Here is a 22,620-nt window from a genome sequence, read left to right on the forward strand (position 1 = left end):
ACCAATACGGCTCATTGGTTACCTCTTTTTCCGGTTTCTGGAGATTCAGGGCACCAATACGGCTCATTGGTTACCTCTTTTTCCGGTTTCTGGAATTTGCAATCGCCAATTCTGCCAACATCGCCCATTTAACTCCATGAAGGTTTTCAAACCACGATTACGGGGTAATATTCAACTAACCTACTTAAAAAGTTTTTTAAAGGAGTTAATTATAAATGAAAGAGATTATCTCATCTAATGTATTGGTCGAAAAGAAATTTACAATGAAGAAAATGCTTGAAATTTATCAGACTGCCAGCAAATTGGATGGGACTACTTACCTTTACAGTCGTCAAAAGGCAGTTGAGGCAACCTCTTTATCCAAGCTTGTATCCTTCTTGTTAACTGTTGAACCAAATACGACTTTAAAAATAATTTTGGAAGGTATCGATGTAGAACCTAAATTGACACTGCTGACAAAATTGGTATCAAATGAAGCTTCTGTTTTACGGGTGAAGCGCAAGCATCTGATTGAGACTACCGAATCTTTTCAAATTTAGTTGTATTTAAGCATAATAAAATTGAGGTGATATTTTGTGGTTAGAACTATTTTAATGATCATTGGGGCAATTGTCGTGATCGGTTTCTTGTTTAGTTTGTTATAAGTTTAGTGAAAAGGGCTGCCTAGGCTAGCCTCTTTTTTTTTCGTTTAGGATAAAGCAAAAATGGTTTGTGCTGCTGCTTCAAAATTTAAAAAAACAGCACAGGAATCCCGTGCTGTTTCCATTTAGTTATTGTTTTTTTCCCTATTTGATCCATCCTCGCCAGTTCCACCGGTTTCTCCTGATCCTCCTCCGGCATCTTCTGCACCACCAGTATCCCCTGTTCCTCCACCAGCATCTCCTGCACCTCCAGATTCCCCTGTTCCTCCAGTATCCCCTGCACCTGAACCATTAGTATCTCCTGATGCTCCGGCGTCTGCTGCTCCTCCGTTATCTTCTCCATTTCCTGCATCATTTTTATCTTCGGTTTCGGGTTTGCTGTCACCAGTTTCGGTTGTCGTAGCGGCTTCCGTTATGTTGTCTTTTTCCTTGTTCTTATCGGGTTTAGCTTTTGGTTCATCTTTTTTCTTCAGCTTCTCTTTTGCTTCTTCCCACTGCTTCTTCAGTTTTTCTGATTCTTTCTTAATTATTGTTTCTAATTTCTTTAGAGACTTGGCACGCTGCTGCTGCTTATGTTCCTCTATATATTTTGAAAGTGGAGGGACACCGAAGGACTCTGCTGTTGTATTTTTCAAGGCCTCTGACATAAAATCTTTAAAAATCAGAGCGGCTCCTTCGCTACTTGTCGTCGTTAAATAATGTTCTTTATCGGTTTTATCGTAACCAACCCATACAGCCCCGACAAGCTGGGGAGTGTAGCCGACAAACCACTGGTCTTTTGTTCCATTTATTCCTTGAATCGGAACTTGGGTAGATCCCGTTTTTCCAGCTAATTCCCTGCCAGGGATTTGTGCTCCTTTTCCTGTTCCATCCTGAACAACATCAAGCAGCATAGTCGTCATTTTTTCTGCGGTTTCTTTTGAGACAACCTTGCTCTTTTTCCCTTTGTACTCCACAATTGTCTTGCCTTCCTTATCTACGATCTTCGTAATCGCGTGCGTTTCATACCGCTCACCACTGTTCGCAAACGACGAGTATGCCTCAGCCATCGTTAAGGGAGATACCCCTTTCGATAAACCTCCTAGTGCCAGACCTAAATTCCGATCGTTTTGTGGATCGAGTTGTATTCCAAACTTCTTGACAGATTCCATCCCTTTGACAATTCCGATCTCATTCAAAAGCCAGACTGAAGGCACATTCAAGGAGTCCCTAAGTGCTTCATACATCGGCACCTCGCCTTTATATTGATCATTATAATTATGTGGTTTGTAATCTTTGAATTCCATTTCCTCATCCTTAAGCATGTCGGTAACATCCCAGCCTTCTTCCACCGCTGGAGCATATACGGCAAGCGGCTTCATGGTTGAGCCGGGCTGTGCTGTTAGCTGGGTAGCTCGATTATACCCACGGAATACATGTTCCCCGCGGCCGCCTACAAGAGCACGGATGCCTCCTGATTTTGGATCGACCAATACAGCGCCGCTTTGGACTAGTTGTTTTTCTGTTCCTTTCGGGAATATTTCATCTTTCTGATAAGTGGCTTCCACCGCTGACTGCATGGTTCTATCGAGTTCGGTATAAATTTTCAGTCCGCCAGTCAGTACATCTTCCTGAGTTAGACCGTATTTTTTTATGGCTTCTTCGATAACATGGTCTACATAAAAAGGGTAGCGGCCGCGTAACGGGTCTTCGCCATTTTTATTGAGGGCAATTTTTTCAGCAACTGCCTGATTGTATTCCTCTTCCTTAATAAATCCGTTCGTTTTCATCATTTGCAGAACAAGATTTCTTCTCTCCATGGCCTGATCATAGTTCTTATGTGGGTCGAGAGCCGATGGTGCCTTGATCAGTCCCGCAAGCAAAGCTGCTTCGCTTATGGAAAGATCTTTTACATCCTTGCCAAAATAGCCCATTGCCGCCTCTTTGATGCCCCATGAGCCATTACCGAAATAAATCCGATTCAGATACATTTGCATGATTTCATCTTTGGAATATTGCTTTTCGATTTCCCTGGCCAAGAAGAATTCTTCCAACTTTCTTTTGTATGTCTTTTCACTCGAAAGCAAAGCATTCTTTGTCAGCTGCTGCGTGATCGTACTTCCACCTTCCACAATGCTGCCTGCCTTGATATTTTGTACAAAAGCCCGCGAAATTCCAACAAGATCCACCCCAGAATGTTCATAAAAGCGGTGATCCTCGATGGCAATGACTGCATTTTTGACATGGTCCGGGACAGCTTCAATCTTGATCCCTTCGTTTTTCACTGCCGAAATTTTGCTTGCGACCTCTCCATTGACATCGTAAATGATAGTAGACTGGGCCATGTCATCGTTCAATGCGCTGATGTCTGCCCCCTCCGAATAAACATGGAAAAAGCTCAAGAATGCCAGTATTGCTGTTGAAACTGACAAAACAAGCACTTGGTTCATATGAAACCTCTTCCAGCCGTTTAAAAAACGTGCTGCTAGTAAATTTTTGCTCACTGAGCACCCCAACCTTTTAAAAATAGTTTAGAAACAGAACACTTTCTTTTACCCATTATTCAAAAGGAATTAACACATTTTGCTAAAAAAAGACCAATCGCCAAATACGCGAGTGATCCTTTCCTACATTAATTTATTTCCTTTTTCTCCATTTCCTCAGCAGCCCTATCCCTTTCCCGGAGAAGCGTTTCCATATACATGTAAACGATCTGTTTTGTTTTGTCATCTGCTTGGATGACATCAAGGTGCTGCAGGCATTTCCGTATTGTCGGATGTATTGCCTTTTGAGAATCTTTTCCCATATAGGCCACTCCTTATCTCAAAATAAACGATTTACAACAAGTTTCGTCGCTTTTTGATCATTTATGAGGGTTTACCCAATTTTTTTCATGTTAGTTCTTTTGGAAAAACGGGTAAGGACAAGAAAAAGAAGTACGAACCTTGGAGGTAGAAGAATATGGCCGCAATGAAAAATGTGGTTCTCGCTTATGATGATTCCGCTGGTGCTCAAAAGGCCCTTCAGTTAACGAAGGAACTTACTAGAAACTTAGACGGGATCAAGCTGTTTGTTGGTCATGTATATGAAGAAAAAGTAAAAAATAAACTGATCGACTCAGTTGACCAACCAAGTATGCCGTTGCCAATTGCCAGCTTTCCTGCAGACGGACTCCAAGTTCCTCCTTTAACCACAGAACAAGGTGCTTTTGACAAATCAGAGCACGCAATTATTACGCATAGTACGGAAACAGTCTTCCAAACGATCAAATCTGAATTGGAATCCCTTCATATGGACAGTGATTTTTCTATTTTAGAAGGAAATCCGGCGGAAAGTATTTTGGAATATGCAAAGGAAGTCGATGCAGATTTGATTATTATTGGGAAGTCAGGAAATGAAGGAATCAAGCGGAAGCTCCTCGGAGGTGTAAGTCAAAAGGTTGCAAGTCATGCTCATTGTCATGTGCTTATAGCAAAATAACAGTGGAAGAGCCGGGGAAAAGGTGCCCGGCTCTCTAACTATCCATTGCTTCTGAAGCAAGTTCCTTCAAACGATGCCTAGTTTCTATTTCTTCAAAACTGCTAAAAATCCGAAAATCATCTTGATCGACGATCCTGTAATGCTGGCTGAGAATATTTTGCTGCATGACAAAGCCACCAACTCTGGCGATTTCCCGCCACCAGACTTTCCCTCCCAACGTCTTTTCTTTTCGGTAATCTGTACCTTCATGAGCAATCGTTTCGAGCACCTCAAGCGGTTCATTGCCGAGCAAAAACTGAATCGACTCCGTCTCCCTAAACAATGCACAGATAGTAACGACAATGGACCACCCGGCCTGTGCTCTGCCTTTTTCGATTTGGACAAGGGTCTTTTTGGAGATTCCAATGATGTCAGCCATTTTATCCTGGGTATAACCTACTTCTGCTCTAAGGATCCTCAATTTCTCCGAAACCCTGCTAATGATTTCATCTCTCGTCATCCGCTTCATCCTTCTTCATTCTTTTAGTGTAATTTTACACTTACTTGCTCGAAATTCAACAAAAAAAGACTCAGAATAAAATAAAACAATTCCGAATCCTCTTTTCCCCTTATTTGACCTGTTTTTTCTGATTAACGCTACAGTTGCTTGAACAGGAGCTTTGGATAGAGCAAGCAGCACATTTTCCTTCTTTTGATTTTTGGATGAATCGATAGAAGGCCCAGCCGGCATATCCGAAAATGGCTCCGCCAATTACAATATTTGCGATCATGTTCCTTTCCTCCTTTAGCTGTTAGCTAAATCCCATCAGCATTCCGCCCTGGTATATGACTAGCGACAACAGATAAGCGACGACTAGCGCATAGCCGATTGAAAAGGCAGTCCAGCGTTTAGAGCCTGTTTCTTTATAAATGGTCGCGGTAGTCGCAAGACAAGGGATATAAAGCAGAATGAACACCATGAAGCTATAAGCAGCAAGTGGGGTATAATGAATCGCGAGCAACCCTTGAAGACTTGCTTCATCTGGCACAAAGTAGATGATGTTCATGGTGGAAATAATCGCTTCCTTCGCCAGGAAACCAGTGAAAAGGGAAGCACTTGCCTGCCATGTTCCGAATCCGATCGGAGCGAATAGAGGCGCAAAGATTCCTCCTAGCAGTGCCAGATAGCTTTCATCCATGCTGACATTCACGCCTTCGGGACCAGCATAGGCGAGCAGCCAAATCAGCACAGAACCTGCAAAGATGAATGTTCCGGCTTTTTTTACGAAGCCTTTTCCTTTATCCCAGGTGCTTCTCCAAAGTGCTTTTGCCTGCGGCATTCTGTATGGCGGCAGCTCAATAACGAAAACGGATGTTTCCCCTTTCAGCAATGTTTTTGAAAAGACCTTGGCCAGAATCAGTGCCACTGCAACTCCTAGTACATACAAACTAAGAACGACAGCAGCCTTGTTGCCTGTGAAAAACGCACCGACAAACAATGCGTATACAGGAAGCCTTGCTGAACATGACATTAGCGGCGTCAGCAGGATGGTCATTAATCTCTCTTTTGGTGTCTCTATCGTCCGCGCTGCCATGATCCCTGGTACATTGCAGCCGAATCCGATCATCATTGGGATGAAGGCCTTCCCGTTAAGGCCGACAGATTCCATCAACCTGTCCATGACCAGTGCGACACGGGCCATATACCCTGAATCTTCAAGCAGCGAAATGAAAAAGAATAAAATGAAAATTTGTGGTACAAATACCAGGACTCCTCCTACCCCGGCGACAATTCCATCAAGGATAAGGTCTTGAATAAACGAGGATGCCCCTGCCAAGTTAAGTGCTGCTGTGATTCCAGCTGTAACGGGTCCGGATAGGACTGCATCCAATGCATCGGACAGTGGGAAGCCGAGCCAGTCAAAGGTTAGCATAAACAGGATGTACATCATGAAGAGAAAGATTGGGATCCCGAGGAATTTATTCGTCACGATCCGATCGACTTTCTCCGACAAAGGAATTTTCCCATCGACTGGAATGGTAGTGGCTGCAGACACAATTTTTTCGATTGCATCACTTCGTTTTCGGTGGATCACCTGGTCGAGCGCTTGTATGCCGCCCGATTGTTGCTGCTGTGCAACCGTTACTGAATCGACAATGGATTCGATTTCTGCCTCTGGCAAAAACGTTGTTAAATAGGTTTTTACATAGGGATTTCCCTCAAACAGTTGAATCGCCAGCCAGCGAACAGGATGCCTTGTCCTCCCATTCAGCTTCTGTCCCAGCTGGAGAATTCCCTCCTCTATCGCTTTTCCATAATAGACTAGCGTTTTTTCGCTTGACACTGTCGCTTCTCCTGTTGCCAGTTCCGCAAGTTCCTTACAGCCTTTTCCCGACCTTGCCACTACTGGAGCAACATGGACACCCAATGATTTTGACAACTTTTCAATATCGATTTGAATGCCTCTGTTTTTTGCGACGTCCAGCATATTCAACCCAACTGTGACTGGTGCTCCATATTCCAAAAGTTGCAGGGTGAGATGTAAGTTCCGCCTTAATTGGGACGCATCCAAGATGTTCAAAAGCTTCTCAAAAGATTCTTCCAGGAAGAAGTTCGTAACCACCCCTTCATCCTTCGACAATGGATTGAGCGAATAGACTCCTGGTAAATCAATCAGCTGATCCTTTCCATTCTTAAAAAGGCCAACTTTCTTTTCGACCGTTACTCCGCTCCAGTTGCCAACATATTCATATGATCCTGTTAAGTTATTAAATAATGAAGTTTTACCGGTATTTGGATTGCCGATAAGCGCGATATTCATCATACCCGCTCCACTTCGATCCGTAATGCTTCTTTGCGGCGGATACCGATGCATTGACCGCACGATTCCACCATGACCGGGCCGCCAAAAGGCAGAATGCATTTTATGCACACTTCTGATCCTTCAGCGATCCCGAAATCTAGCAGTCTTCGTCTGACAAATTTATCCGTTCCCGCAATATTCATGATCCGGCCCTTTTCACCAGTCTTAAGATTTCCCAGCATAGCCATCACCTTTTTTAGTTTCTTAAATTTATTGTATCAGAAAATCATTGACTTGAGGTAACTAATTGAGAATGATTATCTTTATTTAATCAGGTACTGATCTATTTTACTGTGATATAAATCACGAAGAACCAAAACGCCATAAAATCGACAATTTTTTAAAAAAAGAGCTGAACGAATTGTCAGCTCTCCTTGCATTTCATATTTTATTGATTCGATCTTACCATCCTTGACGGAGCGGAGCTAATAACAAGAATGATCATAATGGCGCTTAAGATCATACTTGGAAGCATATAGGTTCCATTATAGATGAGTGAATAAAGCCATGTTGGCTGTCCTTCTGGTGCCCAAACTCCGAAAAAGACCCAGCCGGAAAAAAAGTGAGCGATAAAGCGAAGTGCGCTTCCCACGAAGGTACCTGCGATGATCCAGCCAATCCACTTTTTTTTATCTTCATTTTTGATATTCGCTTGGACTTGTTTGGCAAATAGACCGGCAAATCCTAAAACAGTAAAGGCAATCAAATAATCGATGATTCCCTGAACAGGATGGAAAATTTGCGAAAAGCCTAGGATGAATTGCAATAGCCCCAACAGGAGACCAGTGATTGCCCCTCCCTTAATTCCCCAGCGAAACGCCATCAAAAATACCGGCACCATTGCGATGGAAACCGAACCTCCCTGCGGCCAAATTCTCGAAAATAAAAAACCGGAGAATAGATCCAGCAAGTAAGCCATTGCCGAAAATACCGCAATCTCCACTAAAAATAGAGTCTGTTCTTGTTTCATCTTTGTTCCTCCTCCTTTTCAGAATGAGGTCCGTTTTCAACACGCCTTATCTGCTTCAGTAACAAAAAAAGCAATCAGGGATCGATATAGGCTCCCAAGATTGCTTTCCTATCGCATCCACATTCCTTCGCTAGCATTACCTAACAGGTTCAAAGGGTAAGAACTCGGGCGCTCACTCTCAGCTACACATGGCAGCTCCCCTTGTGGTTATTATTTAATTTCTACGTTATGAATATACTACTTCTTCCATTCTATCACAAGTCAAAAGGGAACCTCCATGTCGATCAACCTAGAAAAATCTCCATCAAAGTAGCAAAAATATCGGTCTTTTGTCACGTTTTTTTCTTTTCGACGCATTTCCACGGATGTTCTCATTTTTCGACAAAGGGATTCCGTGATTTTACAGCGAATTTATATACCGAAAAGAAAAACTGGAGGACTACATAAAAATGCTGCCAATTATGGACAACCGATTGTTTAGCTTCCTCATTAGCGAAAGGGAGCAACTCATAGCCGATTGGACTGTTAAAATTATCGTCTCGGAAGATGATCCGTATAGAGAGAAAATAACCAATAGCGCGGAGAAAATGTATGAAATCATTCTCTCTGTTTTTTCCGACACAAAGGAAGAGCTGGAAGAACATCTCCAAAGTCTTGCTTTCATGGTAGGCGAGGAACAAGTTCACGCAAACATCAATATTGGTGATTTTGTTTTCAATGTTAATTCAGGCCGATCGATCATCTACAAGCATCTGCATAAAATGAATGTTGAGTGGCCTGAAATACAGGAGGCAATCAACCGCATTAATTACTGTTTTGATACCTTCCTGTATTATGCGGTCTCTTATTACAATGAACAGAAAAACAAAATCATTGAGGAAAAAAATCAATTTATCGACTCTACCCATAAGGACCGGCTGACATTGCTTGGCCAGATGACATCAAGTTTTATCCATGAATTCCGTAATCCACTAACTTCCATCCAAGGATTTATTCAACTATTGAAGTCTGAACACGAGGATATGAAGTATCTAGATATCATATCGAGTGAGCTTGGACAATTGAATTTCCGAATTTCTCAATTTCTACTTCTTTCGAAAAAAGAATTAATTGGAAAGGAAAAAAGTCTTTTTTCCTTAAATAAAATGATCGATGAGGTATTGAACTTCCTATATCCCAGCATCCTTGACACCAATGTAAGAATTATCATGGAAGTAGCGGATGAAATGGAATTGTATGGCTATGCCGATGAAATCAGACAAGTTTTGATCAATATCATCTTCAATGCGATTGATGTTCTGAGCCAGTACCGTACGGATCCTAAAATAGAAATCAAGGGATGCTTCGTGAATGATACACATATAAAAATCGAGATTTCCAATAATGGTCCGGTCATTCCCGACCAGCTGCTGAAGACGATTTTTGAACCTTTCGTGACAACGAAAACACTTGGAACTGGTCTTGGGTTATTTGTCTGCCGGGAAATAATTGAGAAGCACAAAGGCATTCTTGCCTGCTCATCCGAACCGGATAAGACTTCCTTCATTATGCTTTTGCCATTACTTAGATTGGAGAACGAATAACATAATCTTGACCCTGCCAGCGCTGGCAGGGTCAATTTTTTTCTTAATATTCAAGTGTTCGTTTATCCTCTGTATTTGTGATTCCGCTCCTTCCCTTTTGAAGGGAGTGCTTTTTTTCCGTTTCCGCTACAATGACAGCACACGCTGCATCCCCTGTGATATTGACAGTTGTACGCGCCATATCCAGCAGACGGTCAATTCCGAGAATCAAGCCGATCCCTTCAACCGGGAGGCCGACAGACTGGAGAACCATGGCGAGCATGATCAAACCAACGCCAGGAACGCCAGCAGTGCCGATACTTGCCAGTACTGCGGTTAACACAACAGTCACTATCTCCGTCATCGTAAGGTCCACGCCATAAACCTGTGCAATAAATATTGTTGCTACTCCCTGCATGATTGCCGTTCCGTCCATATTAATCGTTGCCCCAAGAGGCTGAACGAAGCTGCTTACCTGCTCTGGAACACGAAGGTTTTTTTGGGCAGTTTCCATTGAAACGGGAAGTGTTGCGTTGCTGCTGGATGTACTGAATGCAACTCCCATAGCTGGGGCGAAACCTTTGAAAAACTTGAACGGATTCATTTTTCCAAGGAAGTATACGGTTGATCCATACGTCAAGACAGCATGGATGATTAATGCAAGAACAACGACTAACATATATACCCCCATCGCCTTAATTGCATCGAATCCCTGGCTGCCGATCGCTGTAGCAATCAAACCAAAGGTTCCAAATGGGGCAAATTTCATGACAAGTTCTACTAAATACATCATGATGGCATTGCCTTGTTCAACAAGATTTACAATTCCTTTTGTCTTATCACCAAGAGCTGTTAGTGCTATTCCTATGAACAAAGCAAAAACAATTACTTGAAGCATATTTCCGCTTGTCAGTGCTTCAAATGGATTCGCCGGAATAAGATTTAAAAAGGTTTCGCTTATTGGCGGTGCTTTTTCTGCATTAAATTCGGCTCCTGTTGTATCAAATTGCCCCATCAGCCCTGGCTTAATAAGAAAGGCTAGTACAAGGCCGATTATGATGGCAATCGCTGTTGTCGCTAAAAAGTAGCTTACAGCCTTAAAACCAATTCTGCCGAGCTTCTTTGGATCTCCGAGCCCTGCTGTCCCAAGAATGATCGAAAACAAGACAATTGGCACGACCAGCATGCTGATTAAATTGATGAAAATTTTACCTAGCGGCGTAAATAAGAATTTATCGAAAACAGTGAATAATTCTGGTGAAAAGATGTTAAGGATCAGCCCAGTCATAGCACCAAGTCCAAGGCCAATCAAAATCTTTGTCGTCAGTTTCATACGATTCCTCCCAATCTAAAAAAAAGAATGTATTGATTTATTCCCTCATATGTTCTCTGTAAACCACCGTGCGAAATTAGGAATAAATTCCCTCATAAACTGATACTAGAGGTGTTGTTATATGGCTTACTTAAAAGCAGATTCTGAGATCAGCCTTCGCTTTTTTAGTTCACAGGACGCCATGGAGTTGTTCTGGCTTGTAGACACAAACAGAAAGTTCCTGCACAAGTGGCTTCCCTGGGTAGAAGGAATTCAATCTCCTGCACAGATTCTCTCTGCTATTCAAATGTGGGAAAAAAGTTTACAAGAAGGCAGCAGCTTTCACTTTGGAATCTGGTACAGAGGTATCCTTTCCGGTAGCATCAGCCTTCATTCGATCGACTGGGCTAATTCGCAGGCAAGCATCGGCTACTATTTAGGAGAAAAGTGGCAAAGCAGAGGCATTACCATCCGAGCTGTTAGCACTGTGATTAACCACGCTTTCTACGGACATGGCCTAAATAGAATAGAAATACGATGCGGGAAGGAAAATCAGAAAAGCATAGCAATACCAGTTAAACTAGGTTTTCGTAAAGAAGGAATACTGCGCGACGCAGAATTCCTAAATGGGAACTTTCACGACTTGATTGTTTATGGCCTTCTGGCTAGAGAATGGAACGGCGGGTCTGTTGGATTTTATTAAGACTTACATTCAATACTGGCAAACGATTTACTGGATTGGCAGACTGATTGTGAATATTGTTCCCTGGGGACTTGATTGCACACTCATTTTGCCATTATGCTCTTCAATAACTTTATGACAAACCATTAGGCCAAGACCGTTGCCGTTTTCCTTGGTTGTAAAAAAAGGAGTCCCAATCTTATCGAGATGTTCTTTTGCAATTCCTTTGCCAGCATCTTCGACCTTTATAGTTAAGTCTTCCTCTGTTTTTGAAATCGAAATATTTACCTTTCCCGGCAGGTCCATAGCATCAATTGCGTTCATCAGTAAATTAATCAACACCTGTTTTATTTTATTCCCATCACAAAGAAACATTGCATCCTTTCCTCTTGATTTTCTGATAATTTCGACACACTTCTTCGCTGCCTCAGCATAAAGAAGGGTGATAGCATCATCAACTAATTCATTTATGTTAACAATAGTAAAGTTTGACTTATGAGGTTTCGCTATCAACATCAGCTCTCTAGATACCTCATCAATGCGTTGAATTTCTTCTTCCATGATCGCTAAATAGCCATGATTCAGTTCTCTTCCCGCTTTCATAAGTTGGATAAAACCCTTAAGGCTTGTTAAAGGATTTTTAATTTCATGGGCAATCCCTGCTGCAAGCTGCCCAATAACGTTCAACTTTTCATATTCCAGAATCAAATGCTCCACGTTTACTTTGGCGGAATCATCAGTCTTTATCGAAATCAATTCGTAGTGCTGGTATGTATTTTGGGCACGTGTAACAGACATCTGAGAATTCACCCAGATGTATTCCCCATCCTTTCTCTCTATCCGGTATGTCAGGCTGCAAGTATCTTCTCCTTTAGGCATCGCAATTTTAGCAATTCTTTTATAGTCTTCATTATGTACGAATAAGGTGTATAGTTTTCCGACTAGTTCATCAGGAGCATAGCCAAGCATGGATTGTACAGACGGCGAGACGTACTTTATGATGCCATCAATGGATCTTTTACAAATGAAATGCAAGGAAGGTTCTTCCCAAATTCGCTCATTGCTTTCCCCTTCCTTTTGAAGCTCCGTTTCCAAACCAAATACAATATTTTCCATATAATCCCTCCTTTTGTTTATCTTACTGAATATTTAAATATATTTCCATTCAAATGCACTAGTTGACTAAAGATCATTACTTCCTCTTATGAATCCATTTAATTGTTAAAGTCAGAATTTTTTATTATAATAAACGATGAACTTCATACATTATGTATCTCTTTCATACAATAGTAATAATCATATTAATCTTCCCCGAAATTATTCCGGATATGATATAATTACATTTAAATGATAAAGCTGAGGTGGTATGATGGGGTAAACTATCGTATCAAGAATGTAAGCACCCGAGCGGACGGAACAGCATAACAGGTAATGGGCCTTGGCTGATCCAGCCGCGGAAATGGGCCGTTGCAGATTCTTGAAAAATTTTATTTATTTAATTGAAGTCAATAAAGCTTAATTTACTAGGAGGTGACTCCTTACCTGCAGATCTGTGGGTTAAGGGAATTTATTTGGACATATTTAACTTGGTTTGGATTGCCATTTTAATTGCGCTAACGGCATTTTTTGTCGTTTCGGAATTTGCGATCGTTAAAGTGCGAACTTCCAGAATAGACCAATTAATAGAAGAAGGCAGCAAAAAAGCGATACTGGCCAAAAGAGTCATTAGCGGCTTGGATGAATATCTTTCAGCTTGCCAATTGGGAATCACGGTTACCGCCCTTGCTATTGGCTGGCTCGGAGAACCGACAATAGCCAAATTACTGGAGCCGTTGTTCATTAGACTGAATGTCTCTCCGTCTCTAGGTCATATCTTGTCTGTTGGAATTGCCTTTGCAGCCATTACATTCCTACATGTCGTAATTGGTGAATTGGCTCCAAAGACTTTAGCAATTCAAAAAGCAGAGTGGGTATCGTTGAATACCGCAGGTCCGCTGATCTTATTTTATAAGGTTATGTATCCATTTATTTGGATATTAAATGGATCTGCACGCCTTACAGTTGGCCTATTCGGACTTAAGCCTGCCTCAGAAAATGATTTAGCACATTCTGAAGAGGAACTGCGCATTATTCTTTCTGAAAGCTTAAAAAGTGGCGAAATCAACCAGTCAGAGTTTAAGTATGTAAATAAAATCTTCGAATTCGACAACAGGATTGCTAAGGAAATCATGGTGCCACGTACCGAAATCATTTCCTTGTCGATGGAAGATTCACTGGAGACTTTCCTTCAGATTGTAAAAGATGAAAAATTCACCCGCTATCCTGTCATTGATGGCGACAAGGACCATATCGTCGGTCTCGTTAACATCAAGGAGTTCATGACTGATTTGATTCAAGATCAGGACCGCGGCAAAAAAGCAATCGCATCTTATATTCGCCCTATTATCAGAGTCATTGACAGCATTCCGATTCATGATTTGCTGGTAAAAATGCAAAAGGAACGCATTCACATGGCGATCTTGATGGACGAATACGGAGGTACGTCAGGACTTGTAACAGTTGAAGATATCCTGGAGGAAATTGTAGGCGAAATTCGTGACGAGTTCGATATGGATGAAGTGCCTATGATTCGCAAAATTAAAGAAAGCCACTATATTATTGATGCGAAAATGCTTGTAAGCGAGCTAAATGATCTTCTTGCCCTTGAGATTAATGATGAAGACGTAGATACACTCGGAGGCTGGATCCTTACCAAGAATTATGAAGTAAAACAGGGAGACGTGGTCAGTTTCGGCATGTACCATTTCAAAATCATTGAAATGGAAGAACATCACATCAAGTATATTGAAGTGACAAAACAACCCGAACGAGAACCATCAGAAAATTTTTTTATAAACAAGACTGAAGTAGTCTCTTAATCAAAAGCCCGGACAGATTTTACTGTCTGGGCTTTTTCATCTTTTTAAAGCTTCCACGTCTGGACATCATCCGCTTCGATGATACCCATGACTACATCGTCCACATCCGGATCTGCCAGCACTTTATCCCGGACCCTAAACTTAATATCATCGGCATCTGCCAGTGTCAGTCCTTTACGAAGTTCTAAATAGCTTTCAACATGATACTGTCTACCCTCTTGAATAATTCTTAGTGTATTAATATCCACCACATCTGGATCGGACAGGATCAACTGAGCAATCCGGTCCTCCACTACCTTTGGTGCCGCTACACCAATTAAGCCAACGGTATTTTCATAGCCAATCTTCACAGCAATTCCAACCAGCAAAATGCCAATTAATAAAGTTCCAATGCCATCGAGCAAATAAAAGCCAGTTACATCAGCAAGTACAATGGAAACCAAAGCAATCAGCGCACCGAATGTTGCGATTAAATCCTCATAGAATACCAATCTTGTCGGAGGCGCAGCAAAACTTACTTTTTTAAAAGCGTTAGGGATTATCCCAAAACCTGTTGCTTCACTTCTCGTTTCATGGGAGATTTCCTTCATTGCCTTAATCAGGATACTGCCATCGACAAGAACTGATACTATCATGATCAGTACGTTCAACCACATATTAGAAGAAGATTTTGGATGCTGAATCAGTTCCCATCCCTTGAGGATTGTTTCGTACGCCATAATAGAAATAATAATGACAGCTAAAAGTACAAATAAATTCACAACCCTTCCAAAACCGGTTGGAAACCTTTTAGTTGCTTCCTTTTCTGAAATGGAACTGCCAATGAATACAAAAAATTGATTTAGAGCATCGGCAATTGAATGAAGGGTCGTAGCCAACATCGTACCACTTCCACTGATACCTGCCGCAACTCCTTTAATGATGGCAAGGAATGTATTTCCTAGCGCAGCAATTCCCGAGGATTTGTTTCCTCTTTTTAAAAATTCTATCATCGATTCCCTTCCTCCATCCGCTAATTACTTTCTGATTCTCTTATATTTTTCACATTTCAAGCATCTTTAAACATGGATGTTCTCGAATGATTGCCTAAAAGATTTTTTAAAATAGAAAAAAAGCCACCAGAATTGTCCACTGACGGCTTTTGATTCGCTATTCATATTCGGCTTTTTGAAGTTTCTGCAAGTTGCTTTTGATCCGCTTTAAATCGTTGCTTAACATTGATTAAAATGTCCTCTGCCAGGAGTTCCAATCCAATCGAAGTCAGAGAGAAGATATTTGCGTAATGCTTTTTCACTTCCCATTTTAGCTCATGCTTTCCGCAAATACTGTATTTGTTGACCTCCTCCATTTCCTTGCTTAGGAGGGCCAACTGACGATTTTTTTCTTCTTCAGGTAGGGCAACAATTTGATCAATTTTCTCTATATATTCCAGTGATTTGTCAATTTTTTCGATGACTTCATCATGCGTTTTCTTGTCAACAAGATCATACTTCCACTTGAATTCATTCAGTTTTTTAGCAGAATCATAGGTTGATTGGACTATTTCATCTCTAGTCATATATTCTGTTTCAAAGCTAAGCATATATTTCCAGGAAGGCTGGGTGATTGCTTTTCGATGATCTTCAATTGTATTGCAGAACTTTTTATAGCCGTATTTCTCCGGATGTTCAAAAGCTGGGCTTGCCGGATCGAGAAACGGCGCAAGCGGAGCGACAAAATACGATAACCGCTTATCTTCACCGCAGGCATTATGAATTTCCTCACAAAAATCGACATTTTTTAGTGCACTTTGGGTATCTTGATGCGGGATACCCACCATGAAGAAAATGTCTATCTTTTTGCAGCTGTGCTTTAATGCAGACTGAAGTGTCTCAATGACTTTCACATTCGTGCAGTTGAATTTCCCATTGAATCGGCGAATTTTTTCATCATGTGTCTCTAGGGTTAATTCAATGCTATACTTTGGCACAGCCTTCTCCATTTTTTCAAAGTACTCTTCATTTGCAAACTGAAACAGTTCAAAAACCAGTTCATTTTTAAGCTTGATTTTACTGAGCCTCTCGAAAAAATCATCCACATACTCTTTGCCTGCCTGGCGGATATCATGAAGAATGAAGATTGGCGCCCTGCTGAATCGTTGGATGAACAAAATGTCCTCAATCAATTTCTCAGGGGAACGCTTTGCAAGCGCTTTGCGATTGCAATTATCCTTGTATGATTGCTTGGAGCCTCCACAAATCAGGCATCCTTGGGTGCATCCTTTTGCCGTGAGAATCGCTGTATTCGGATATTGCAGCCAGCCATTATAAGGAAGCGGATCTAGGAAGTTTCGATACTTAAACACCGATTTGATCGTGTAGCGGTATCCAGGAATATCAAATTCATCCAGACTATCTGGAACATAACTCAGTGCATTGTAAACCGGTTGGTTGCTATCTTTCCATGTTAAATTGGCAATTCCGTCAAGCGGATAGGTTCCAAATTTTATATACTTCATCAATTGCAGCATTAATTTTTCGGTAGAATCGCCTCTCAGGACATAATCAATGAAGGGATACTCAATCAATTCTTTATAGTAATAAGTGGCAGATAGCCCGCCGAAAACGATCGGGATTTCTGGATGAAGCCTTTTGACTATTTTTGCAAGCTCAATGCTGCCATGTGCATGGGGAAGCCAGTGAAGATCAATCCCAAAGGCCCGTGTCTTAATTTTTTTTAGCTTCTTTTCGACATCGAAGCTCTCATCCATCAGCATTCTGTTTGCGATATTGAGGATCTTCACACGCAGCCCTTGACGCTCTAAATATTCTGCAATACTTGTCAGCCCAATTGGATACATTTCAAATACTGGAGATGATGGTACAACATCACTGATTGGGCCAGCCAACAATGCATTCTTGCGGAAATCATATACACTTGGTGCATGGAGAAGAACTAAATCGAATTTCAAAGCACTCACCTCGTAAATATAGAATCTATTAAAATTGCAATAACAGAACAAGTTGAAGACACTTTTATCATAACTCCAGCACTCTTCGTCGAAGACAAAGAAAGGTATCGATATTGTGAACTGCCGCGTTCTTAAAAGTGTAAAAGCGTTTCCTAATCATGTATAACAAGGGTTTGTGGATTTATGAAAATTTTGTGGATATAGCAAGAAAAGCGCAAGCGCCTTTATGATTGTCGCAACTACCTAGTGGCAAGCACCTTTCTACTAGCCGTTTCCTTCTCCTGCTTCAGACAGAACTTGTTCAGAACGGAGATCATATGCTAGGTGTATAGGCATTTTTAGCACCAATACAGCTCTTTGATGACCTGTTTTCTCGATTTTAGTTCATCTAATAGAGGAGCCCGCCTGCTCTTTGGTCAGCTTCATATGTTGCAGGATTAGTGGCATATTCCGGCGAATTTCACCATTTTTCCGGTTGCATCCACGAAATTCCTCCGTTCAGGAATTCTACAATTTTTTGGTCACCAATACAGCTTATTAGTAACCTTAAATCATAATCAACTAACTTACTTACTTACTTTTAAAAGGAGTTCATAATAAATGAAAGAGATTATCTCATCTAATGTAATAATTCGAAAGAGATTTTCCATGAAGAAAATGCTTAAAAAAAAAGAGATTGCACCTCGGCAATCTCTTTCCTGGAAAGTAAAAATCCCTTCAGACATATCTTTTCGCTTTAAATGCCTGATTTTTTGGCTAGATCAATTGCTTCCGGAAGTTGCCTTCAGACCAATGATCCCAATTAAAATGAAAGCTACAAACAACAATCTCAGAAGACTGCGCGGCTCTCCGAACAACACGATTCCAAGCAGCACGGCACCGGCTGCACCTATCCCCGTCCAGATGGCATAAGCAGTACCAATCGGCAGTGTTTTAACGGCCATGGATAAAAAATAAAAGCTTATTCCCATCCCAGCGATCGTGATTAGCGATGGATAAAGCTTGGTAAATCCATCCGTATACTTCAGGCCAATCGCCCATACAACTTCAAATAAGCCAGCGATCACCAAAAAAATCCACGCCATATTGATTCCTCCCTTTCATAAAAAACTCAGGGCACCTTGTTACGAAATTTCAGTAAAAAAACCCGGGAGATATCCATCGATATCTCCCGGGTTTTTTTCCCTCCGTGTACACAGGTGTTCCTGTGTGTCCTCTCTCGGACCAGTCCAGCCATGCAGCTGCGGAACCCTAGAGGACTTTTCATATTTGGAATAGTATCATAACGGAAGTCTCAAGTCAAAAGAACGCGTTCATTCTCAGGAAACTCTCTGTTCATCTTGGTTTCATATTCTGCCGAGGGCAGCGGCGGTGAATAGTAATAGCCCTGGACTTCCTGGCAACCAAGTGACTTTAGCAATTCAATCTGGGATTCTGTCTCCACTCCCTCTGCGATGACCTTCAAGTTAAGGTTCGTTGCCATTGATACAATCGTAGAGATAATTTCACTATTTTCCTGAGAATGGGCAACAAAGCTTTGATCAATTTTCAAGCGATCAACAGAAAGCTTACTCAAATAACTCAAGGAGCTATAACCTGTTCCGAAATCATCAATGCTGACTTCAATCCCCATTTCCCTAAGTGCCTGAAGCTGTTCATTGATTCCATCTTCTTTTTTGATCATAATGCTTTCGGTCACTTCAATTTCTATCAATTCCCCACTTAAATCATACTCTATAAGAGATTGGTGCATGAACTTTACGAAATCTTCCTGGTAAAAATGAATGATTGAGATATTGATGGATGTCCGCGGAACCTGGTATTTCTTCCCTTTCCAAACAACAAGCTGGCTGAAAACCTGCCTGATAATCAGCCTTTCAAGGGATACGATCAAGTTCGCCTCTTCAGCAATCGGGATAAACACCCCAGGAGGAATCATGCCATGACGAGGATGCTTCCATCTCGCCAACGCTTCTGCCCCGGTGATATTATTAGTGTTTGCATTGTACTTTGGCTGATAGTATACGGTAAGCGAATCGTTTTTGATTGCGTTTCGCAAGTCATTCTCAAGTTCAAATTTATTGACATCCTGATCGACCATACTCTTGTCAAAAAATTGAAAATCATTTGTCCCGTTCTGCTTCGCTTTATACATAGCCATATCGGCGTACTTCAGCAGAACCTCAAGATCACTTGTATCATCCGGAAAACGAGCAATCCCGATGCTTGCGGTAATCAAAAACTCCATTCCACCGGCAAAGACCGGTGTCTGGAATGCCTTAACCACCTCGTCTGCTACACTTTCTGGTTTATTCCCTTTTGTCACGAGAATCGCAAACTCATCCCCACCGATTCTAGAAGTCAGGCAGTTACCTGGCGTTACTTTAGCAAGCTGTCTGCCGATTTGTTCAAGAATCTGATCTCCAAACGAGTGACCAAATGTATCATTGATCCTTTTAAAACGATTAAAATCAAGGTAAATCAACGAAAAAATTTCACCCTTACTATCCAATCTTGCCATCTCTTTCTCTAACTGTCGCCGGTTCGGCAAGTTTGTCAGATCATCATGATACGCTAGATACTTAATCATTTTATCTGTTTTTTTCTGTTCCGTAATATCCCTGACAATTCCAAAAACACCAATAGTCGTATTCCTTACGATGATTCTGACAGCTGTGATCCTCACTTCAGCAGAGGTCAAATCCGCTTTTTTTAAGGTCGTTTCAATTACCTTTGTCTCTCCGTTGAGTACTTTCCGGTAATACTTTCTAATTTTCTCGCTTTCTTCGCGGTCGGCAATCAACTCGATAAAATCGAGACCAGTGAGTTCACTGGCTGTATAGCCTGTCAACTCAACTGCCTCTTTGTTCACATTCAGGATCATTCCTTGTAAATCAACCCTGAAAACAGAATCTGGATTATGGCTAAACAAGGATAAATGAGATTGGACATTCTTTAAGATCATTTTTTCACCGAAAAGATCAGGGATGAGCATAAAGAGGAAATTAGCGGCAGCCATATAAAGGAAGGGAGCCAAAAAAGATTGGAATCCAGCTTCTTCCATAGTCGGTATCATCGAAGTCAAGACAATATATGGGATACCACCTAGGGCCATTCCCCCAAAGATACTCCCCAAATACTTATATTTCTTTATAAATTCGTAGAGATCCTCATTCGTAATTTGGATTATAAACCTGACCAGCAAAAAAGAGGTGACTGTTACCATTAACGTGCTTAACATTGCTAACATCCACTGTATCTCCGTTGCATCGCTAAAAATGAGCTGAAAGGCTGTATACTCTGCAAACAGAATGGTGGTGGCGATCAGCATACTTGTATAAATATACTGTGGCGTAGTGGCAATATCGCTTTGCAACAGTCTCATAGCTGAGTATGCACCTAGCGAACATATGCCAAAAAACAGTAGAAGGAATAAATAGAAGTTGTCCGTTGAAAAAGGAATATCTGCTGAAATGATCACAAATAAGTGTGTCAATAAAAAGATAGCTGCCAGAAGTAGAGAATACAGAATACTTCTTCGTTTTTTTCGAACCGGATTTTTTTTGACCTGCCTAGTAAATTCGACCCCCATCAATAAGGAAATGATCAAAAATACGATGGTCAAGGCAAATGTTTTTACGTCAAATATGTACATGTAAGGGATCTCCATCCTGCCCTCTGCTTTTGCGTTATTTATCGCTGCTTTTCCTTCTATTTCATTTATCGGCCATAAACAGCGAATTTTTAGCAGTACAAATTCAAGATCAAAATAAAATAGAAATTAAATACAATCCGAGCAGCAAGAATATAAAAAAGATGATTCCTGTCGATACTTTTATCAGTCTATTTGCTGATTCGAAGGTTTGGCTATTAATATTTCTCTGAACGAAAAAATAATGTCTGGTGGCAAGAGCCAAGATGGCAAGACCAACTAGCAAGGAAAAGATGCTCACAAAAACTGCGATCGTGTCGGCAAGTTGGCTTACTTCTTTGATATTATTGAAATGCAGACTTGATGCCAAAAATCCAATCCCAATAATAGTAATGGATGTCCTGACCCACGCAAGATAAGTTCGTTCATTCGCAAGATGCTGTTGAATATATTTTGATTCAAGCGTTTTGTTCTCTTCCATTCCATCCTCACTTTCATTCCGCCTCTTGTCCTACCTATGTTATCTTTCCACCCGATTAGTAATCGTTATTCATCAAGCATAGAACATGCTCTAATTACAAGGCTCATGCGCACAAGGGCAACCTTGTTCCTCCGCTTCGACTTGGAGCGTACTGTGGTCGATTCCAAAACGGTCATGCAGAAGTGTCTGCGCTGCTCTTAGGACATGGTCATGTGTTCCCTTTCCTTCAACCGAAATATGGCCGCTAAGCATGAAAACCCCTGATGTGATCGACCAAACATGAATATCATGGACATCTCTAACTAGTGGAATCTTCATTATTTCCTCTTTCACTTCTGCTAATTTAATTTGTTCTGGCGTCCCTTCCATCAAGATATGAAAACTCTCCTTAGTAATCCGCCATCCGCTGATAATGATCAGGATTGCGACGAATATACTAGCGATCGGATCTGCAAGTCCCCAGCCAAAAAAGTAAATAAGCAATGCAGCAACGATTGCTCCAACTGAACCAAGCATGTCACCTAATACATGCAGAAAAGCACTCCTTACGTTCAAATTCTCCTCTTTGTCACCACGCATTAACATCCATGCCGCCAAAATATTGACCAGCAATCCGATAACTGAAATGGTCAGCATTCCAAGACTTTGCACTTCTGGTGGATTAGCCATGCGATGATACGCTTCGACAAAGATATAAAGCGAAATAATGATCAATGTCAAGCCATTAAGTGCGGCGGCAATAATTTCAAAACGTTTAAAGCCATATGTTTTCAAATTGGTCGCTTTTTTTTCGCCAAGCTTCATTGCAAATAAACTCAACCCAAGTGCAGCTGCATCAGAAAGCATGTGACCAGCATCGGATAGAAGCGCGAGACTATTGGTAAGAAAGCCGCCAATCCCTTCCACCACCATATAACCTGCGATTAAAAGGAAGGACCATAATAATGCCTTTTTATTGTTTGTATGACTGTGACCATGACTATGTGAATGATTATGCCCCATTTTGCCAGCCTCCTTTCGAAAAATGAACAATTGTTCCTATAGATGATTATGACTTAATTACGAGTATGGTTCAACTATTAGCTTATCTATTCCTATTCACTTTATTATCAGCTTGAAACACGAAAAGCCGCTGATATTCAGCGGCATT

The 22,620-nt window shown here is 41.2% G+C and carries 20 protein-coding genes and 2 riboswitches; of the genes, 5 read left to right on the plus strand and 15 right to left on the minus strand.

Annotated features, from left to right (window positions below):
* The first annotated feature begins 215 nt into the window (after positions 1-215).
* On the plus strand, positions 216-539 hold the full coding sequence (locus UB32_RS11540) for an HPr family phosphocarrier protein (RefSeq protein WP_044393963.1): 324 nt from the start codon (positions 216-218) through the stop codon (positions 537-539).
* A 227-nt stretch (positions 540-766) separates the two neighbouring features.
* On the opposite strand, the gene UB32_RS11550 is transcribed toward UB32_RS11540, so the two are convergent.
* Both UB32_RS11550 and UB32_RS20030 read right to left on the minus strand, forming a co-directional pair.
* On the minus strand, positions 767-3,070 hold the full coding sequence (locus UB32_RS11550) for a transglycosylase domain-containing protein (RefSeq protein WP_084221815.1): 2,304 nt from the start codon (positions 3,068-3,070) through the stop codon (positions 767-769).
* A 182-nt stretch (positions 3,071-3,252) separates the two neighbouring features.
* Positions 3,253-3,426: a hypothetical protein gene (locus tag UB32_RS20030; RefSeq protein ID WP_157841625.1), complete on the minus strand. Its 174-nt coding sequence runs from the start codon at positions 3,424-3,426 to the stop codon at positions 3,253-3,255.
* Between the two features lie 155 nt (positions 3,427-3,581).
* Between UB32_RS20030 and UB32_RS19040 the strand changes: the two genes are divergently transcribed.
* On the plus strand, positions 3,582-4,100 hold the full coding sequence (locus tag UB32_RS19040; RefSeq protein ID WP_052807018.1) for a universal stress protein: 519 nt from the start codon (positions 3,582-3,584) through the stop codon (positions 4,098-4,100).
* Positions 4,101-4,134: 34 nt separating this feature from the next.
* Here UB32_RS19040 and UB32_RS11560 read toward each other — a convergent pair whose 3' ends face one another.
* From UB32_RS11560 to thiT, 5 genes are all read right to left on the minus strand, one after another.
* On the minus strand, positions 4,135-4,599 hold the full coding sequence (locus UB32_RS11560) for a helix-turn-helix transcriptional regulator (RefSeq protein WP_044393965.1): 465 nt from the start codon (positions 4,597-4,599) through the stop codon (positions 4,135-4,137).
* 109 nt (positions 4,600-4,708) lie between these two features.
* On the minus strand, positions 4,709-4,870 hold the full coding sequence (locus tag UB32_RS19490) for a FeoB-associated Cys-rich membrane protein (RefSeq protein ID WP_084221816.1): 162 nt from the start codon (positions 4,868-4,870) through the stop codon (positions 4,709-4,711).
* Between the two features lie 21 nt (positions 4,871-4,891).
* Entirely contained in the window at positions 4,892-6,901 is a 2,010-nt protein-coding gene (gene feoB, locus UB32_RS11570) for a ferrous iron transport protein B (RefSeq protein WP_084221819.1), read from the minus strand.
* Positions 6,901-7,125: a FeoA family protein gene (locus UB32_RS11575; RefSeq protein WP_052807019.1), complete on the minus strand. Its 225-nt coding sequence runs from the start codon at positions 7,123-7,125 to the stop codon at positions 6,901-6,903. The genes feoB and UB32_RS11575 overlap by 1 nt, the downstream gene beginning before the upstream one ends.
* A 206-nt stretch (positions 7,126-7,331) precedes the next feature.
* A complete protein-coding gene (gene thiT / locus UB32_RS11580; protein WP_044393968.1) occupies positions 7,332-7,913 on the minus strand; it encodes an energy-coupled thiamine transporter ThiT in 582 nt (193 codons plus the stop codon).
* Between the two features lie 105 nt (positions 7,914-8,018).
* Positions 8,019-8,125, minus strand: a riboswitch (TPP riboswitch).
* A 237-nt stretch (positions 8,126-8,362) separates the two neighbouring features.
* Here thiT and UB32_RS11585 point away from each other — a divergent pair.
* The gene (locus tag UB32_RS11585; protein WP_128721535.1) at positions 8,363-9,496 is read left to right on the plus strand and encodes a histidine kinase N-terminal domain-containing protein; all 1,134 of its coding nucleotides are present in this window, start codon (positions 8,363-8,365) and stop codon (positions 9,494-9,496) included.
* Positions 9,497-9,539: 43 nt separating this feature from the next.
* Here UB32_RS11585 and UB32_RS11590 read toward each other — a convergent pair whose 3' ends face one another.
* The gene (locus UB32_RS11590) at positions 9,540-10,808 is read right to left on the minus strand and encodes a dicarboxylate/amino acid:cation symporter (protein ID WP_044393969.1); all 1,269 of its coding nucleotides are present in this window, start codon (positions 10,806-10,808) and stop codon (positions 9,540-9,542) included.
* Between the two features lie 121 nt (positions 10,809-10,929).
* Between UB32_RS11590 and UB32_RS11595 the strand changes: the two genes are divergently transcribed.
* Positions 10,930-11,490, plus strand: a complete 561-nt coding sequence (locus tag UB32_RS11595; protein WP_044393970.1) for a GNAT family N-acetyltransferase — start codon at positions 10,930-10,932, stop codon at positions 11,488-11,490.
* A 27-nt stretch (positions 11,491-11,517) separates the two neighbouring features.
* Here the strand turns inward: UB32_RS11595 and UB32_RS11600 are convergent, their stop codons facing one another.
* Entirely contained in the window at positions 11,518-12,585 is a 1,068-nt protein-coding gene (locus UB32_RS11600; protein ID WP_052807020.1) for an ATP-binding protein, read from the minus strand.
* A 455-nt stretch (positions 12,586-13,040) separates the two neighbouring features.
* Here UB32_RS11600 and UB32_RS11605 point away from each other — a divergent pair, with 455 nt between their 5' ends.
* Positions 13,041-14,387 (plus strand): hemolysin family protein, encoded by a 1,347-nt coding sequence (locus tag UB32_RS11605; RefSeq protein WP_044393972.1) that lies wholly within the window; start codon positions 13,041-13,043, stop codon positions 14,385-14,387.
* A 44-nt stretch (positions 14,388-14,431) separates the two neighbouring features.
* Here the strand turns inward: UB32_RS11605 and UB32_RS11610 are convergent, their stop codons facing one another.
* The 6 genes from UB32_RS11610 to UB32_RS11635 form a co-directional block, all read right to left on the minus strand.
* Entirely contained in the window at positions 14,432-15,379 is a 948-nt protein-coding gene (locus tag UB32_RS11610; RefSeq protein WP_044393974.1) for a cation diffusion facilitator family transporter, read from the minus strand.
* 161 nt (positions 15,380-15,540) lie between these two features.
* Positions 15,541-17,337 carry a TIGR04190 family B12-binding domain/radical SAM domain protein gene (locus UB32_RS11615; RefSeq protein ID WP_044393976.1) on the minus strand — a complete coding sequence of 599 codons (1,797 nt, stop codon included), beginning with the start codon at positions 17,335-17,337 and terminating at the stop codon, positions 15,541-15,543.
* Positions 17,338-18,098: 761 nt separating this feature from the next.
* Entirely contained in the window at positions 18,099-18,422 is a 324-nt protein-coding gene (gene sugE / locus UB32_RS11620; protein WP_044393978.1) for a quaternary ammonium compound efflux SMR transporter SugE, read from the minus strand.
* An 81-nt stretch (positions 18,423-18,503) separates the two neighbouring features.
* Positions 18,504-18,603: riboswitch (guanidine-I (ykkC/yxkD leader) on the minus strand.
* Between the two features lie 28 nt (positions 18,604-18,631).
* The gene (locus tag UB32_RS19045) at positions 18,632-21,007 is read right to left on the minus strand and encodes a sensor domain-containing protein (RefSeq protein ID WP_084221817.1); all 2,376 of its coding nucleotides are present in this window, start codon (positions 21,005-21,007) and stop codon (positions 18,632-18,634) included.
* Positions 21,008-21,101: 94 nt separating this feature from the next.
* Positions 21,102-21,470: a YidH family protein gene (locus UB32_RS11630; protein ID WP_044393980.1), complete on the minus strand. Its 369-nt coding sequence runs from the start codon at positions 21,468-21,470 to the stop codon at positions 21,102-21,104.
* A gap of 90 nt (positions 21,471-21,560) precedes the next feature.
* Complete coding sequence (locus UB32_RS11635) at positions 21,561-22,472, minus strand: cation diffusion facilitator family transporter (protein ID WP_044393981.1); 912 nt, start codon at positions 22,470-22,472, stop codon at positions 21,561-21,563.
* Positions 22,473-22,620 lie beyond the last annotated feature (148 nt).

Origin of the sequence: Mesobacillus subterraneus (assembly GCF_000934845.1) — a bacterium.
GTDB classification, from domain to species: Bacteria; Bacillota; Bacilli; order Bacillales; family Cytobacillaceae; genus Mesobacillus; species Mesobacillus stamsii.